We start from the raw sequence: 15,313 nt of genomic DNA, 5'->3' as shown, positions 1-15,313 counted from the left end.
CCCCACCACCGTCCCGGTACAGACTTTCTCGAAGGAGGCTCGCCCCCGATGGCGAACTACACCGCCGCTGACGTGAAGCGGCTGCGGGAGCTCACCGGCTCCGGAATGATGGATTGTAAGAACGCGCTGGTCGAGACCGAGGGCGATTTCGACAAGGCCGTCGAGCTGCTGCGCATCAAGGGCGCCAAGGATGTCGGCAAGCGGGCCGAGCGCACGACCGCGGAGGGCCTGGTCATCGCCAAGGACGGCGTGATGGTCGAGATCAACTCCGAAACCGACTTCGTCGCCAAGAACGCCGAATTCCAGGCACTGGCCGATAAGATCGCCGCCGCCGCCGCGGCCGCCAAGCCCGCCGATGTGGACGCGCTCAAGGTTGTGGCCCTCGACGGCGGGACCGTCGACGAGGCGCTGCAGGCGCTGGCCGCCAAGATCGGCGAGAAGCTGGAACTGCGTCGCGTCGTCTCCCTGGACGGCCCGGTCGCCACCTATCTGCACAAGCGTGCGTCGGATCTGCCGCCGGCCGTCGGTGTGCTGGTCGAGTACACCGGTTCCGGTGATGCGGCCGCCGAGGTCGCCCGTGCCACCGCCATGCAGGTCGCCGCGCTCAAGGCGAAGTACGTCACCCGCGACGAGGTCCCCGCCGATATCGTCGAGAACGAGCGTCGTATCGCCGAGCAGACCGCCCGCGAAGAGGGTAAGCCCGAGGCCGCGCTCCCGAAGATCACCGAGGGCCGCGTGAACGGTTTCTTCAAGGACGTCGTCCTGCTGGAGCAGCCGTCGGTCACCGACAACAAGAAGACTGTGAAGGCGCTGCTGGACGAAGCCGGGGTCACCGTCACCAAGTTCGCCCGTTTCGAGGTCGGACAGGCCTGAACCGGTCATTGATTCAGAACGAGACCCCCGTCGCGATGGACGCGGCGGGGGTCTCGTTCTGAGATCGGCCCTGGATGGTTCCCGCAGCGGGGCCCTAGTACCAGGGCGCGCGGGGGAGTAGGGCAGGATGGAGGCCGCTTTCTGTTGGTGCCGAGACCGGCCTGCCACATCACGCCCGGACCCGGCCGGCGCGGCCAGCGGATGGGTCTTCGGACCCCGACGACCATCCACGCGCTCGCCACCACCATGAGCAAGACCACCGAGAACACACCGATTGCCGAAGGAGACACCAACCGATGACGCACCCGGGGACCGACCGCCCAGGATACCGCCGGGTACTGCTGAAACTCGGCGGTGAGATGTTCGGCGGCGGTGCGGTGGGCCTGGATCCCGATGTGGTGGAAACCGTGGCGGAACAGATCGCCGAGATCGTGGGATCCGGGGTGCAGGTCGCGGTGGTGATCGGCGGTGGGAACTTCTTCCGCGGCGCCGAACTCGAGGAACGCGGGATGGAACGCGCCCGGTCCGACTACATGGGCATGCTCGGCACCGTGATGAACAGCCTGGCGTTGCAGGATTTCCTGCAGCAGCAAGGGGTGGATACCCGTGTGCAGACCGCCATCACCATGGGGCAGGTGGCCGAGCCCTATCTCCCGTTGCGCGCGAAACGGCATCTGGAGAAGGGGCGCGTCGTGATCTTCGGTGCGGGGATGGGCATGCCGTACTTCTCGACCGACACCACGGCGGCCCAGCGGGCGCTGGAGATCGGCGCCGAGGTGGTGCTCATGGCCAAGGCGGTCGACGGTGTGTTCAACGCCGACCCGCGGCTGGATCCCGATGCCACCATGTACCACGAGATCACGCACAAGGAAGTGATCGAACGCGATCTGAAGGTCGCCGATGCGACGGCGTTCAGTTTGTGCATGGACAACCAGATGCCGATGCTGGTGTTCAATTTGTTGACCAAGGGCAATATCGCCCGGGCGGTGGCCGGTGAGAAGATCGGCACATTGGTTCGATCCTGATACCGCGGGCCCGCGGGTCATGACGATGACGACGCAGTGGAGGAACGGTCGTGATTGAAGAAGCGCTCTTCGACGCCGAGGAGAAGATGGAGAAGGCCGTCTCGGTGGCGAAGGACGATCTCGGCAGAATCCGTACCGGGCGCGCGAATCCGGGAATGTTCTCTCGGGTCGTGGTCGACTACTACGGATCGCCGACCCCGATCACCCAGATGTCGAGTATCACCGTTCCGGAGCCGCGGATGGTGGTGGTCAAACCCTACGAGCAGGCGCAGCTGGGCCCTATCGAGACCGCGATCCGCAACTCCGACCTGGGCGTGAACCCGACCAACAACGGTGACATCCTGCGGATCAGCATCCCGCAGCTCACCGAGGAACGCCGCCGCGAACTGGTCAAACAGTCCAAGCAGAAGGGCGAGGACGCCAAGGTCGCGATCCGCAACGTGCGCCGCAAGGTCATGGAAGAGCTGGGCCGCATCCAGAAGGACGGCGAAGCCGGTGAGGACGAGGTCGGGCGCGCCGAGAAGGAACTGGACAGGACCACTGCCAGATACGTCGGCCAGATCGACGAACTGGTGAAGCACAAGGAATCCGAACTGCTCGAAATCTGAGCGAGGAGACGGCCTGAGACCCACCGGATTCACGGTGGTACCTTGCGCAGGCGTGCCGGTCACGGCCCGGCGCGCAGGATCGTCCGAGAGCGGCACGAGCGGTAGGTGCCGCGCGGAATGCGGTGTTCGTGGTGAACGGGCACCGGACCGGCGGTCGACCCGGCATCCGGCCGGTGGTCTGCCGCACAATGGGAACAGCGGAGCGAGCGACGCCCGCTTCGGGTGGGAACGAACGGAACGACGACGAGTTGAGCGACGGGACAATCGTGGCCGAGAAAGCCGCCGCGACCGGTGCGGCCCGACCGCAGCCGCCGGCCGAGGGCATAGCCGAACCGACACCGGCACCGACCGGCGCGCCCGCGGGTGCCGAGCCCAAGCGGTCTCGGGCGGGACGGAACTTACCGGCGGCCCTGGCGGTCGGTCTGACCCTCGGGGTGCTGTGTATCGCCGTCCTGCTGTTCGTGCCCAAGGTGTTCATCGGTGTCGCCGGTGTCGCGGTCGGCATCGCGACCTGGGAGGTCGCCAAACGGCTGCGGGAAGCCGATGTCCTGGTGCCCCGTACTCCGCTGATCGTCGGTGGCCAGGCGGTGTTCTGGCTGGGCTGGCCGTTCGGTCCCGGCGGAGTGACCGGTGCGTTCGCGGCCACAGCGCTGGTCTGTATGGTGTGGCGTCTGTTCGACCACGGTCTGCACACGGCGCCGCGCAATTTCCTGCGCGATACCGCTATCACGGTGTTCACCCTGACATGGATCCCGCTGCTGGCCTCGTTCGCGGTGCTGCTCCTACTGGAGGAGCCCGACGGCAATCTGCGGGTGCTCACCTTCATGATCCTGGTGGTGTGCTCCGATGTCGGCGGTTATGTCGCCGGGGTGCTGTTCGGCCGCCATCCGATGGTTCCCTCGATCAGCCCGAAGAAGTCCTGGGAGGGTTTCTGCGGTTCGCTCGTCTTCGCGATCATCGGCGGGCTGCTCACGGTGACCTTGCTGCTCGAAGCCAATTCGATGATCGGCGTGGTTCTCGGTATCGGGCTGGTGGTCGTCGCGACCCTCGGCGATCTGGTCGAATCGCAGATCAAACGCGAGCTGGGTATCAAGGATATGGGCACCATGCTGCCCGGCCACGGCGGCATCATGGACCGGCTCGACTCCATGCTGCCTTCGGCCTTCGTATCCTGGCTGGTGCTCAGCACCCTGATCTGAGGCTCAGTCGCGGTGCACAGCGCGGCGCAGCTGGACGATGCGTACCCCGCCCACCAGCGCCATCACCAGGGCTCCGGCGATCACGGACAGCAGGATGGTCACGCCCAGCGGTAGCGAGAAGTTCCAGAACAGCATCTCGACCTGGGTGCTCTCGGAGTTCTGCAGGATGAAGATCAGCAGAACGATACCGAGCAGCGCCGCTATGATCAGCGCGATCCACGCGTTGCCGACGCGGGACTTCTCCACTCCTTTGCGCCCATGGGAGTCGACTGCCGGTTTCCGGCCGGTAGCATCGGGAACGGGCTTCCGTCCGGTGGGTGTGCCGGGCACCCCCACGGGTGGGGAATCCCCGGGTAGCGCGCGGGGCTCGGGTGTCGGGTCGTCAGGGGTCGCCATATGTCGATGATTGCCGACAGCTATGGGTTGCGCACGGATTTCGGGCCCGCCGGTCGGTATCGGTCCGGGTTCGCTCGTCGCGCGGGCGGCTCGGCACAGATCACATTCCGCGAGATGACACACTGATAGGACTATGACCGCCTCCTTGCCCCTGGTTTTCGACGCACCGCGCCGTGGTATGCCGCCCCGCCACCTGGCCGATCTCGACGCCGACGGCCGCCGTGCCGCGATGGCCGAGCTGGGCCTGCCCAAGTTCCGCGCCGATCAGATCGCGCGTCAGTACTACGGGCGGTTGCAGGCCGATGCCGAACAGATGACCGATCTCCCGGCCGCGGTCCGGGAGAAAGTGGCGCAGGCGCTGTTCCCGCCGCTGCTCACCCCGATCCGGCAGATCGCCTGCGATGCCGGGGAGACCCGCAAGACGCTGTGGCGAGCCGGCGACGGAACCCTGCTGGAAAGCGTGCTCATGCGCTACCCCGACCGGGCCACGCTGTGCATCTCCAGCCAGGCCGGTTGCGGTATGGCCTGCCCCTTCTGCGCGACCGGGCAGGGCGGGCTGAACCGCAACCTCTCCACCGCCGAGATAGTCGATCAGGTCCGCGCCGCCGCGGCCGATCTGCGCGAAGGCGCGGTCGCGGGCGGCCCCGGGCGCCTGTCGAACATCGTATTCATGGGGATGGGTGAGCCCCTGGCCAACTACAAGCGCGTGGTGAACGCGGTACGCCGCATCACCTCGCCCGCCCCGGACGGTCTCGGGATCTCCCAGCGCAATGTGGTGGTCTCGACCGTCGGCCTGGCTCCCGCGATCCGCAAACTCGCCGACGAGGATCTCGCGGTGACGCTCGCGGTCTCCCTGCACACCCCCGATGACGAACTCCGCGACACGCTGGTCCCGGTGAACAACCGCTGGCCGGTGGCCGAGGTCCTCGACGCCGCCCGGTACTACGCGGACAAATCGGGTCGGCGGATATCCATCGAGTACGCGCTGATCCGGGATATCAACGACCAGCCGTGGCGCGCGGAAATGCTGGGCCAGAAGTTGCACAGGGCGCTCGGCTCCCGGGTGCACGTCAACGTCATCCCGCTCAACCCCACTCCCGGCAGCAAATGGGACGCCAGCCCGAAGCCGGTGGAGCGGGAATTCGTCCGCCGGGTCGAGGCGCAGGGAGTGCCGTGCACGGTCCGCGATACCCGTGGCCAGGAGATCGCCGCCGCCTGCGGTCAGCTGGCCGCGGAGGGCTGAGCGGTTCCGCCCGGGACGGCTGAGTCGTAATCGGGTCGCTGTGTGGACCGGCGACGTGACCCGGTGGTCAGGGGCGGTTTCGACCTGAAATGATGCCTGTATGAGCGCCCCCGAGGAGCACGAAGAACTGCGTTTGACTGCCGAAGAGTTCACCGATGGTGCCGCGGAGGGACTCGGCGATATCGAGATCGTCGATGGGCGCGTGGTCCGGATGATGGCCCAGAGTCCGCTACACAGCAGGGTTATTCGGCGGTTGGCCGGGCAGTTGGAGAGCGCACGACGTGACGGTGGGCCGTGCATGGTCGTCGATTCGGATATCGCCGCCCGGTTCGCTGATGCGGATTCCTCCGCGTCGGATCGGCGGCTCAACATCCGCTATCCGGATATCTGGATCCGGGACTGCGAACCGTACGACGTCAATTCCGTGCGGGATCACATCCTGTTGATCGTAGAAGTGACCTCCGAATCCACGATAGATGTGGATATCACAGACAAGCGAATCCAATACGCGGCGGCCGGTATACCGCGATATCTGATAATCCGGCTCGATCAGAAAGAGGAACGTATCGAGGAGATCGAGGAGTACCGCTTGGACTGGTCCGGGCGGCGGTATGCGGTGCACACCGTTCATCGGCGGGTCCTGTTGCTCGACGACCCGGTGGAAGTGACAGTGCCGTTCGATGTCATGGAACAGCCTTAGACTGGTCGGCTCGTCCGAAACGAGTGAGAGTACGAGGAGAATGCATGGCCGACCGGGTCGTGGCGATCATCGGGGCCGGGATCTTGGGGCTGGCTGTCGGCCGGGAGATGGCCCGCCGGCGACCGGGTGACCGAATCGTGGTGCTGGAGAAGGAAGACCGCGTCGCGGCGCATCAGACCGGCCGCAACTCCGGTGTGGTGCACGCCGGAATCTATTACCAGCCGGGGAGTCTCAAGGCTGTACTGTGCGCGCGGGGACGGTCGATGTTGCGCGACTACTGCGCCGAGCGGGGATTGCCCTACGAGGAATGCGGGAAACTCGTCGTCGCGGTCGGCGACGACGAGATGCCCCGGCTCGAGGCCCTGCGGGCGCGTGCGGGTGACAACGCGGTCCCCGGCCTGCGCCGGGTGGGCCGGGCGGAGATCCGCGAGATCGAACCATTCGCAGAAGGGATCGCGGCGCTGTATTCGCCGCGGACCGCCATCACCGATTTCCGCCGTGTAGCGGAGGCCTTCGCCGCGGATCTGGTGGATTCCGGTGGGGAAGTGCGGTTGTCGTGTCCGGTGGACGGGATCACTCGGACGGCATCGGGTATCGATCTCGCCACGGGCGAAGAGACACTGCGTGCGGATCGGGTGATCGTCTGTGCGGGTCTGCACGCCGATACCGTCGCCGGGCTGGCGGGTGCCGACCCGGGCCCACGGATCGTGCCGTTCCGCGGCGAATATATGAATGTGGTTGCCGCCAAAGCCGATATGGTCCGCGGGCTGGTCTATCCGGTACCGGACCCGCGGTACCCGTTTCTCGGAGTGCATTTCACCAGGCGCGTCTCCGGGACGGTGGAGGTCGGCCCCAACGCGGTGCTCGCTTTCGCGCGGGAAGGCTACCGGCGCGGAGATTTCTCGCTGCGCGACTTCGCGAACACGGTGCGCTGGCCCGGGTTCCGCCGGATGGCGCGGCAACACTGGCGGACCGGGATCGAGGAGATGTACGGGTCGCTGTCGACGGCAACATATATGCGGCGGGCGCAGCGCTACATTCCGGCCATCGGAGCCACGGATGTGGTGCGCGGGGGCAGCGGGGTGCGGGCACAAGCGGTAGACGTCGACGGCGCCTTGGTGGACGATTTCCGGATCGACCGGATGGGCCCGGTCACTGCCGTCCGCAATGCGCCCTCACCTGCTGCCACCTCGTCCCTGGCGATCGCAGAACACGTGGTCGACGTCATCGAAGGTAAGGGCACCACAGCAATCTGACCCGAGGTGTGGTCCGCAGAGGGAACGAGTGGGCCGAGCGCCCGAACCGGCCCCGACGATCGCCTCGACTCGCGCGACCATGATGCCCGGGCATCAGCTTTGATGCGTCTCCTGCTGTTCGATCATTCTCCGGAAGTCTTCGGCGTGTGGTCCGGTGACTTCGTAGGTGACAGTGGCGGGGGATGCCGGGCCCGGTTCGTCCGGTGCAGGCCCGGGCACCCAGTGCAGTACCAGATCCCGGTACCGGTCGAAGGTCAACGGTTCTGTTTCGCCTCGGAGATCGTCATGCAGGATGCCGTGATCCAGTGGTTTCGTTTCTCCGTCGGACTCGGTGTACATGATGCGTGAGCTGTCCGGATGGCGGCTGTAGTCCGGCCCTTCCGGGCGCGGCCACCACAGCGGCGCAACATCGTCATGGGTGATCAGCGCCGCGTGCAGATCATCGAATCCGATCCGACGACGGCCGTGGGAGGCGGCGATCTCCGCCGCCTCCCGGAGCAGGACGACCACAGCGGGCGCGACCCCGTCGATCGACACGCGACAGCCGTCGTGTTCGTTCGTCATGGCGTGAGCCTAGACCTCCAAACCGACGCAGGTCACCGGCAAGGGCGCGCCACCTACCCACGCGATATGCGGCCGAACACCTGCATGCCGTCGTACACCGGGTCGTTGCGGCAAGTGCAGACCGCCCGGGAAGGCTCGTTCGGATCGAGCACGATATCGACGAACCCCCCGTGGGATTCGCATTGTTCCGGGGTGACAGCGGCGGCCGATCCCGCGCCCAGTAGTACACCGACGGTTGCCGTGAACGCGATCAATGCAAGCCGATACATGAACTGTCGCATCGTTTTCCCCTCCCATTGGTTCACCCCACCATTGACCTCCGGTGAGCTTCTTCCACCCGAGTTTTCCGGAATCTCGACTTGGACGGCAGGGTTCGGCGCCGGCAACCTGCTGGTGCGACATAGGGATCGCGGACCCGTGACTACGTCGCGGTCGCACGGTCGCGCGTGCGTGATCAGGGGAAAAGCTGGATGGGATTGACGATATCGGCTGCGAGGGTGAGCAACATGTACGCACCACCGGCGACCACTACGACGTAGGTGAGTGGAAGTAGTTTCAGATAGTCCACCGGGGCGCCGGGAGCCAGTCCCTTCCATCCGCGGATGGTGTTGCGGATCTTCTCGTAGAGCACCACCGCGATATGACCTCCGTCCAATGGAAGCAGCGGCAGAATGTTGAAAGCGCCGAGGAAAAAGTTCAGACTGGCCAGTATGAGGATGAACGCGTTCCAGTAGCCGCGTTCGGCGGTCTCGCCGCCGATTTTGCTGGCGCCGTACACACTGATGGGGGTTTCCCGATCTCGCTCGCCTCCGGTCACCGCGTCCCACAACGAGACCACCTTGGCAGGCATCTGGGCCAGCGACTGGAAGGTGCGGATGAACATCTCACCGGTGAACGAGGCCGCCGCGGGAATCGCGGCGAATACGCCGTACTGGGCCGGCGGGTAGAACTCCTGGCCGACGCCGACCACGCCCACCTCTTTGCCGGGGCCGCCGTCGCGGGGATAGCGCATGGCCCACTCGGGAACGACCTCGAGGTTGAGCGTCTGCTCGTTGCGTTCGACGGTGTAGGTGAACGGCCCTTTCTGTTGCTGAGTCAGGGCTTGGAATTCGTCCCAGGTCTCCACGCTCTCGCCGTTGATCGCGGTCACCACGTCGCCGCGCTGAAGGCCGGCACGCTGGGCAGGGCCGAGCCCCGTACACGGGCCGGTGGTGCGGTCGGGGTTCTGCGGGGCGACGCAGCTCATGGCGCCGATGGTGGTCTCCGGCGGCTGGTTCAGATTGGGTAGGCCCCAGCCGATCGCCAGTACGACGATCAAGAGGAAGCCCAGCAGGAAGTTCATCCCGATCCCGCCCGACATCACGACGAGGCGTTTCCAGGTGGCCTGGCGGTACATGGCCCGGTCGATCTCTTCGGGTTCGAGTTCGTCGAGCGCCGTCATTCCGGCGATATCGCAGAACCCACCGAGCGGGAGCCATTTCAACCCGTATTCGGTTTCTCCGCGCCGGAACGAGAACACCTTCGGACCGAATCCGATGAAATACCGGCGCACCTTCATGCCGGTGGCCTGCGCGGTCCACATATGCCCGCATTCGTGCAGCGCGATCGAAATCGTGATGCCGAGGGCGAACAGCACGAACCCCAACACGAACAGCATGTGGTCTACAGCCCTCCTGCGGTGCGCAGATCATTACTCCCGGCCCGCACGGAGACCGGAGCGGCCGCGAGCACGTGTCCACAGTAACCGCCCGCGTGCGGTGCTTCGACCGTCCGCGATATCGATTACCGCTGTACGAGGATACTGGCTCGGTCTCGTGCCCAGTTGTCGGCGGCGAGTACTTCGGCGAGTTCGGTGGGTTCGCCGCGCCACTGGCCGGCGTCGCGTACGGCTTGCTCCACTGTGCGCACGATCTCCGGGAACCGGATCCGGCCGTCGAGGAAAGCCTGCACCGCGACCTCGTTGGCGGCGTTGTACACAGCGGTGACGCAGCCGCCGGCGTTACCCGCCTCGCGGGCCAGTTCCACGGCTGGGAAGACTTCGTTGTCCACCGGCTCGAACGTCCAGGCGGCAGCCGTACCGAAGTCACACGCCGCGGCGGCGCCGGGCACCCGATCCGGCCAGCCCAGCGCCAGCGCGATGGGCAGTTTCATATCGGGTGGGCTGGCCTGGGCGAGGGTGGAGCCGTCGGTGAAGGTGACCATGGAATGGACGATCGATTGCGGGTGGACGGTGACCTCGATGCGGTCGTAGGGGATCCCGAACAGCAGATGCGTTTCGATCAGTTCCAGTCCCTTGTTCACCAGGGAAGCCGAGTTCAGGGTGTTCATCGGGCCCATGGACCAGGTCGGATGGGTTTTCGCCTCGGCGGGATTCACCCCGTCCAGCATCTCGGTGGTCCAGCCGCGGAACGGCCCGCCGGAGGCGGTGAGTACCAGCTTGTCGACCTCTTCTGCCCGCCCGCCGCGCAGGCACTGGGCCAGCGCCGAATGTTCCGAATCGACCGGTACGAGTTGTCCGGGATGGGCGGCCCGGGTGACCAGTGATCCGCCGGCCACCAACGATTCCTTGTTCGCCAGCGCCAGCGTCGCGCCCGTTTCCAGCGCGGCCAGGGTCGGCTCCAGGCCCAGCGATCCGACCAGCGCGTTGAGGACGATATCGGCCTCGGTGCGCCGGACCAGTTCGGTCACCGCGCCCGCGCCGGTGAACGGAACCCCCAGTTCGGCCCCCGCGACCGGATCGGCGACAGCGACCGCGGTCGTACCGGTGGCAGCCATCTGCGCGGCGAGGAGTTCGGTGTTCCCGCCGCCCGCGGCGAGGCCGACGACTTCGAATCTGTCCGGGTTGGCGGCGATCACCTCGAGCGCCTGGGTGCCGATGGAACCGGTGCTGCCGAGTAGGAGGACTCTGCGGAGATCTGACACCCGTCCATTGTCACCGACCGTGCCCCTGCTGGCTACGACGGGCGGTCGTATGCCACGATATCGGGCAGTATCCGTTCTCTCGAGGAGGAGCGATCGTGGCCGCCACGGAAGTCGAAACCACCAGCGACAAAGTTGTCACCAAGGTGGACCCCGCAGAGGTTCCGTCGGCGGCCTGGGGTTGGAGCGGGGAATCCCGTAGGACATTCCAGGTGGCCGCGGTCGTGGTGATCATCATCCTGCTGGGGATGCTCGTGGGAAATCACGACGGAAAGGTCGAGGACCTCTACCTGATCGGCTTCGCCGCGGCCTTGGCGATCCTCGTGATCCGGGACGCGGTGCTGCGTCGTAAACCGCGGTAACAGAGGCTTCTCCGAAGGCTGCGATACCGTGGGGAACCGCCGGTTACGGCACGGTGACGTGCCGGTGCCGGTCGAGACTGTTGCCGATGTCTCCATGGCCCCCGGTGGGGGCCGGACTAGACTCGGCACCGACCGGCCGGACCAGTACGAAAGTAGGCAGCCGAAAGTGACCAGCACAATCGGATTGGGGATGCCGACCGCACCGGTCGCGGTGCTCGCACCGCGACGCAAGACCCGTCAACTCATGGTGGGCGGTGTCGGTGTGGGCAGCGACCACCCGATCTCGGTGCAGTCGATGACGACGACCAAAACGCACGATGTGAACGCGACTCTGCAGCAGATCGCGGAGCTCACCGCGTCGGGCTGCGATATCGTGCGCGTGGCGTGCCCGCGGCAGGAGGATGCCGACGCCCTGGCCACGATCGCGAAGAAGTCGCAGATCCCGGTTATCGCCGATATTCATTTCCAGCCGCGCTACATCTTCGCCGCCATCGATGCGGGCTGCGCGGCGGTACGGGTGAACCCGGGCAACATCAAGGAATTCGACGGCCGGGTGAAAGAGGTCGCCAAAGCGGCCGGTGCCGCCGGTATCCCGATCCGGATCGGAGTGAACGCCGGGTCCCTCGACAAACGGATGATGGACAAGTACGGCAAGGCCACCCCGGAAGCGCTGGTGGAATCGGCGCTGTGGGAGGCGGGCCTGTTCGAGGAATACGGATTCGGCGATATCAAGATCTCGGTCAAGCACAACGATCCGGTGGTGATGGTCGAGGCGTACCGGCAACTCGCCGCGCAATCCGACTATCCGCTGCACCTCGGGGTCACCGAGGCGGGCCCGGCGTTCCAGGGCACCGTGAAATCCGCGGTGGCGTTCGGCGCGCTGCTCAGCGAAGGCATCGGCGACACCATCCGGGTTTCGCTGTCCGCGCCACCGGCCGAGGAAGTGAAGGTCGGCGGGCAGATCCTGCAGTCGCTGAACCTGCGCCCCCGCAAGCTCGAGATCGTGTCCTGTCCCTCGTGCGGGCGCGCGCAGGTCGATGTGTACACGCTGGCCAACGAGGTCACCGCGGGTCTGGACGGCCTGGAGGTGCCGTTGCGGGTCGCGGTCATGGGCTGCGTGGTGAACGGTCCGGGTGAGGCCCGGGAGGCCGATCTCGGTGTCGCTTCCGGTAACGGCAGGGGTCAGATCTTCGTCAAGGGCGAGGTCGTGAAAACGGTGCCCGAGGCCCAGATCGTGGAAACCCTCATCGAGGAGGCCATGCGGATCGCCGAGGAGATGGGTGAGGATGCGGAGACCGGGGCACCGGTCATCAGCGTGGGCTGAGTGCCCCGTTACCCCGGCCCACCGCCGCGGCGGGCCGGGGTGTGCTGTCCCGGCTCACCGGCACGGCCACGTGCTTTCCGGATATCCGTACCGTCTCGGCTCGGTTCATGGCAGGCTGTTGTAGGTGCGGAGTCTGCTGGAGCCGACCCGGCGTGCGAAATACGTTCCCGCGCGCCAGCTCGCCAAGCGAGACCTGGCGCAGGTACTCCGGGTCCTCGACGACGATCCGGTGGCGACCTGCATGGTCGCTGCCCGGCTACAGGAATACGGTCTGGACAACCGATGCGGTCAGGGTGAGCTGTGGAGCCACAACGGCCCGTCGGAATCGCTGTGCTTCTCCGGGGTGAACATCATCCCGCTACGCGGCGGGCGTGACGCGCTACGCGCCTTCGCCGATCGCGCGATCCGGTGGCCCCGGATGTGCTCCTCGGTGGTCGGCCGCCAGGAACTGGCCCTGCCGCTGTGGGAGATGCTCGCCGACCACTGGGGTCCGGAACGCGAGATCCGAGGCGCGCAGCCGCTGCTGGCACTCACCGATACCGCCATCGCGGCCGCCGACCCCGAGGTGCGCCAGGTCCGCCCCGAGGAACTGGACCGGTACCTCGCGGCGGCGATCGCGATGTTCATCGAGGAGGTCGGAGTCGATCCCCGGGCCGGGGACGGTGGCCGCGGCTACCGGCGCCGGGTGGCCGGGCTGATCGAGGCCGGCCGGGCCTGGGCGCGGTTCGCCGACGGCGAAGTGGTGTTCAAGGCCGAAGTGGGCGCCCAGTCCCGGCGTACCGGTCAGATCCAGGGTGTCTGGGTGCACCCGGAACACCGCGGACAGGGTCTGGGAACCACGGGAACGGCGGCGGTGGCCAATTCGGTGGTCGCTTCGGGCCGGACTGCCAGCCTGTATGTCAACGACTACAACGAGGTGGCCCGGCGAGCCTATCGGGCGGTCGGATTCCGGCAGATCGCCACCTTCGCGACGGTTCTACTCGACTGATCCGAACCGGATCCGGTGTGCCGCAGGTGATCACCGGGCCCGGTCGCTTACCATCGGCAGCGATGGCGATCCGGTCGGTGCTCGTGATCGTGGTCGCGGCGCTGGCGTTCGCCGTGACCGGCTGTGGGGCGGGCTCTTCCGGACCGATCACCGCCGCGGACAGTTTTCTGGGCGCCTTCACCGCCCGCGATATCGAGACCGCCGCCGACCTGACCAACCGCCCCGAAAAGGCTCTTGCCGCATTGACTTCGGCCTGGGACCAGCTGGATGCCGAAGAACTCCACGCGAATACCGGCGCGGCACGGATCTCCGGCGATACCGCCACCGTCGACTACACCTATGAATGGCGGCTGGCCGGTGGCCGCGGCTGGACCTATTCGGGGCAACTGCCGATGGTGCGAGCCGGCGGTTCCTGGACGGTCCGCTGGAGCGGTGCGGCTGTCCATCCCCGGCTCGGTGACACCCAGACCATGGCACTGTCGGTACAGCAGGCGCCGCGGGCCCGGGTGAACGAACAGTCCGGTAGTGATGTGCTGGTGCCGGGGACCGTCTCGCGGGTGACCTTCGACGCCGCCGGCAGCGCGGATCCGCACCGGGTGGCGGCGGCGTTGTCGCAGGCCCTGGACGATATCGACGAGCGGCTCACACCCGAGCGCATCCTGGATTCCGCGCGCGCCGCCGACGGTGCGTACACAGTGATAGTGCTGAACGAGGTCGAGTTCGGCCGAGCCGGTCCCCGGCTCATCGGGTTACCGGGTGTACGGGTGACCCAGGAGTGGGATATGGCCCCTACCGACCGGAAATTCGCCCCCGATCTGATGGTGCAGGTGCGGCAGACGGTGATCGCCGATGTCGACGGCAGGGCCGGCTGGCGGGTGGTGGCTCGTAACGCCAACGGTGCCGAGACCGGGGTGTTGCAGGAGGTGGCGGCGCAGCCGGCGCCGTCCTTCGCGCTCAGCGTGGACCGCCGGATCCAGAACGCGGCGCAGCGCGCGGTCGACGGACGTCGGGAACAGGCCATGATGGTGGTGATCGAACCCTCGACCGGCGGGATTCTCGCGGTGGCGCAGAATTCGGCGGCCGACCGGGACGGTCCGGTCGCCACGATCGGTCAGTACCCACCCGGTTCGGTGTTCAAAACGGTCACCGCGGCCGCCGCGATGGCGGTGGGAATCGCGACGCCGGACACGGTCGTCTCGTGCCCGAGCGCGATCACCATAGGGGAGCGGATGATCCCGAATTACGAGGGCTTCTCCGTCGGTGACGTTCCCATGACCACCGCGTACGCGCGGTCGTGCAATACCTCGTTCGCCCGATTGGCCAGTGAATTGCCGGAATCCGCGCTCACCGACAGCGCGGCGGCTTTCGGTATCGGCCCGGATTACACCGTGGCGGGGCTGCCGACCTTTTCCGGATCGGTGCCCGCGGCGCAGGACCGCACCCAGCGCACCGAGGACGGGATAGGGCAGGGGCGGGTCGTGGTGAGTCCGTTCGGTATGGCCCTCATGGCCGCGGCCGTCGCCTCCGGGTCGGCGCCGACCCCCTATCTGATCGCCGGGCGGGACACAGCGGTCGACGGCCCGCGGCCCGGCCTCGATCCGGAAGTGGTGCGCGGCCTGCGCGCGATGATGCGTCAGGTGGTCGTCTCGGGCACGGCGGAGCGGATAGCCGATCAAGGGGAAGTGTTCGGCAAGACCGGCGAAGCGGAGGTGGAGGGAGGTTCACATTCCTGGTTCGTCGGTTACCGGGGCGATATCGCCTTCGCGACGCTGCTGGTCAGGGGCGGAAGTTCCGATAACGCCGTGGCCGTGACGCGGGATATGTTCGCTGCGCTGCCCGGCGGGTACTGATCGGCT

At 66.7% G+C, this 15,313-nt stretch carries 16 protein-coding genes; 11 read left to right on the top strand and 5 right to left on the bottom strand.

Annotated elements, in window-relative coordinates:
- The first annotated feature begins 48 nt into the window (after window positions 1-48).
- The 4 genes from tsf to IEY68_RS04105 all read left to right on the top strand — a co-directional run bounded on the left by tsf (window position 49) and on the right by IEY68_RS04105 (window position 3,705).
- Window positions 49-873 (top strand): translation elongation factor Ts, encoded by an 825-nt coding sequence (gene tsf / locus IEY68_RS04120; RefSeq protein ID WP_062996253.1) that lies wholly within the window; start codon window positions 49-51, stop codon window positions 871-873.
- Between the two features lie 296 nt (window positions 874-1,169).
- Window positions 1,170-1,898, top strand: a complete 729-nt coding sequence (gene pyrH / locus IEY68_RS04115) for a UMP kinase (RefSeq protein WP_062996251.1) — start codon at window positions 1,170-1,172, stop codon at window positions 1,896-1,898.
- Window positions 1,899-1,948: 50 nt separating this feature from the next.
- Complete coding sequence (gene frr / locus IEY68_RS04110; protein WP_062996249.1) at window positions 1,949-2,506, top strand: ribosome recycling factor; 558 nt, start codon at window positions 1,949-1,951, stop codon at window positions 2,504-2,506.
- Between the two features lie 248 nt (window positions 2,507-2,754).
- The gene (locus IEY68_RS04105; RefSeq protein ID WP_373292936.1) at window positions 2,755-3,705 is read left to right on the top strand and encodes a phosphatidate cytidylyltransferase; all 951 of its coding nucleotides are present in this window, start codon (window positions 2,755-2,757) and stop codon (window positions 3,703-3,705) included.
- A 3-nt stretch (window positions 3,706-3,708) separates the two neighbouring features.
- On the opposite strand, the gene IEY68_RS04100 is transcribed toward IEY68_RS04105, so the two are convergent.
- Window positions 3,709-4,101, bottom strand: coding sequence for a LapA family protein (locus tag IEY68_RS04100; protein ID WP_063916196.1), 393 nt, complete (start codon window positions 4,099-4,101; stop codon window positions 3,709-3,711).
- 133 nt (window positions 4,102-4,234) lie between these two features.
- Between IEY68_RS04100 and rlmN the strand changes: the two genes are divergently transcribed.
- From rlmN to lhgD, 3 genes are all read left to right on the top strand, one after another.
- Window positions 4,235-5,344, top strand: coding sequence for a dual-specificity RNA methyltransferase RlmN (gene rlmN / locus IEY68_RS04095; protein ID WP_062996247.1), 1,110 nt, complete (start codon window positions 4,235-4,237; stop codon window positions 5,342-5,344).
- Window positions 5,345-5,444: 100 nt separating this feature from the next.
- Window positions 5,445-6,044 carry a Uma2 family endonuclease gene (locus IEY68_RS04090; protein WP_062996245.1) on the top strand — a complete coding sequence of 200 codons (600 nt, stop codon included), beginning with the start codon at window positions 5,445-5,447 and terminating at the stop codon, window positions 6,042-6,044.
- A gap of 44 nt (window positions 6,045-6,088) precedes the next feature.
- A complete protein-coding gene (gene lhgD, locus IEY68_RS04085; protein WP_062996243.1) occupies window positions 6,089-7,300 on the top strand; it encodes an L-2-hydroxyglutarate dehydrogenase in 1,212 nt (403 codons plus the stop codon).
- 93 nt (window positions 7,301-7,393) lie between these two features.
- On the opposite strand, the gene IEY68_RS04080 is transcribed toward lhgD, so the two are convergent.
- From IEY68_RS04080 to dxr, 4 genes are all read right to left on the bottom strand, one after another.
- The gene (locus IEY68_RS04080; protein ID WP_062996241.1) at window positions 7,394-7,864 is read right to left on the bottom strand and encodes a hypothetical protein; all 471 of its coding nucleotides are present in this window, start codon (window positions 7,862-7,864) and stop codon (window positions 7,394-7,396) included.
- 53 nt (window positions 7,865-7,917) lie between these two features.
- Window positions 7,918-8,145, bottom strand: a complete 228-nt coding sequence (locus IEY68_RS04075; protein ID WP_189094020.1) for a hypothetical protein — start codon at window positions 8,143-8,145, stop codon at window positions 7,918-7,920.
- A 173-nt stretch (window positions 8,146-8,318) separates the two neighbouring features.
- Window positions 8,319-9,521, bottom strand: coding sequence for a M50 family metallopeptidase (locus IEY68_RS04070; protein ID WP_062996237.1), 1,203 nt, complete (start codon window positions 9,519-9,521; stop codon window positions 8,319-8,321).
- A 125-nt stretch (window positions 9,522-9,646) separates the two neighbouring features.
- Complete coding sequence (gene dxr / locus IEY68_RS04065) at window positions 9,647-10,786, bottom strand: 1-deoxy-D-xylulose-5-phosphate reductoisomerase (protein WP_062996235.1); 1,140 nt, start codon at window positions 10,784-10,786, stop codon at window positions 9,647-9,649.
- Between the two features lie 95 nt (window positions 10,787-10,881).
- Here dxr and IEY68_RS04060 point away from each other — a divergent pair, with 95 nt between their 5' ends.
- The 4 genes from IEY68_RS04060 (at window position 10,882) to IEY68_RS04045 (ending at window position 15,307) form a co-directional block, all read left to right on the top strand.
- Window positions 10,882-11,145, top strand: coding sequence for a DUF2631 domain-containing protein (locus IEY68_RS04060; protein WP_062996233.1), 264 nt, complete (start codon window positions 10,882-10,884; stop codon window positions 11,143-11,145).
- 166 nt (window positions 11,146-11,311) lie between these two features.
- Window positions 11,312-12,469: a flavodoxin-dependent (E)-4-hydroxy-3-methylbut-2-enyl-diphosphate synthase gene (gene ispG, locus IEY68_RS04055; protein WP_062996231.1), complete on the top strand. Its 1,158-nt coding sequence runs from the start codon at window positions 11,312-11,314 to the stop codon at window positions 12,467-12,469.
- 124 nt (window positions 12,470-12,593) lie between these two features.
- The gene (locus tag IEY68_RS04050) at window positions 12,594-13,457 is read left to right on the top strand and encodes a GNAT family N-acetyltransferase (RefSeq protein WP_189094019.1); all 864 of its coding nucleotides are present in this window, start codon (window positions 12,594-12,596) and stop codon (window positions 13,455-13,457) included.
- A gap of 62 nt (window positions 13,458-13,519) precedes the next feature.
- Window positions 13,520-15,307: a penicillin-binding transpeptidase domain-containing protein gene (locus IEY68_RS04045; protein WP_062996295.1), complete on the top strand. Its 1,788-nt coding sequence runs from the start codon at window positions 13,520-13,522 to the stop codon at window positions 15,305-15,307.
- Window positions 15,308-15,313: the final 6 nt, after the last annotated feature.

Source organism: Nocardia jinanensis (assembly GCF_014645735.1).
Lineage (GTDB): Bacteria > Actinomycetota > Actinomycetes > Mycobacteriales > Mycobacteriaceae > Nocardia > Nocardia jinanensis.
Note: the sequence above shows the minus strand (reverse complement) of the source record. Positions and strands in the feature narration are given on the sequence as shown.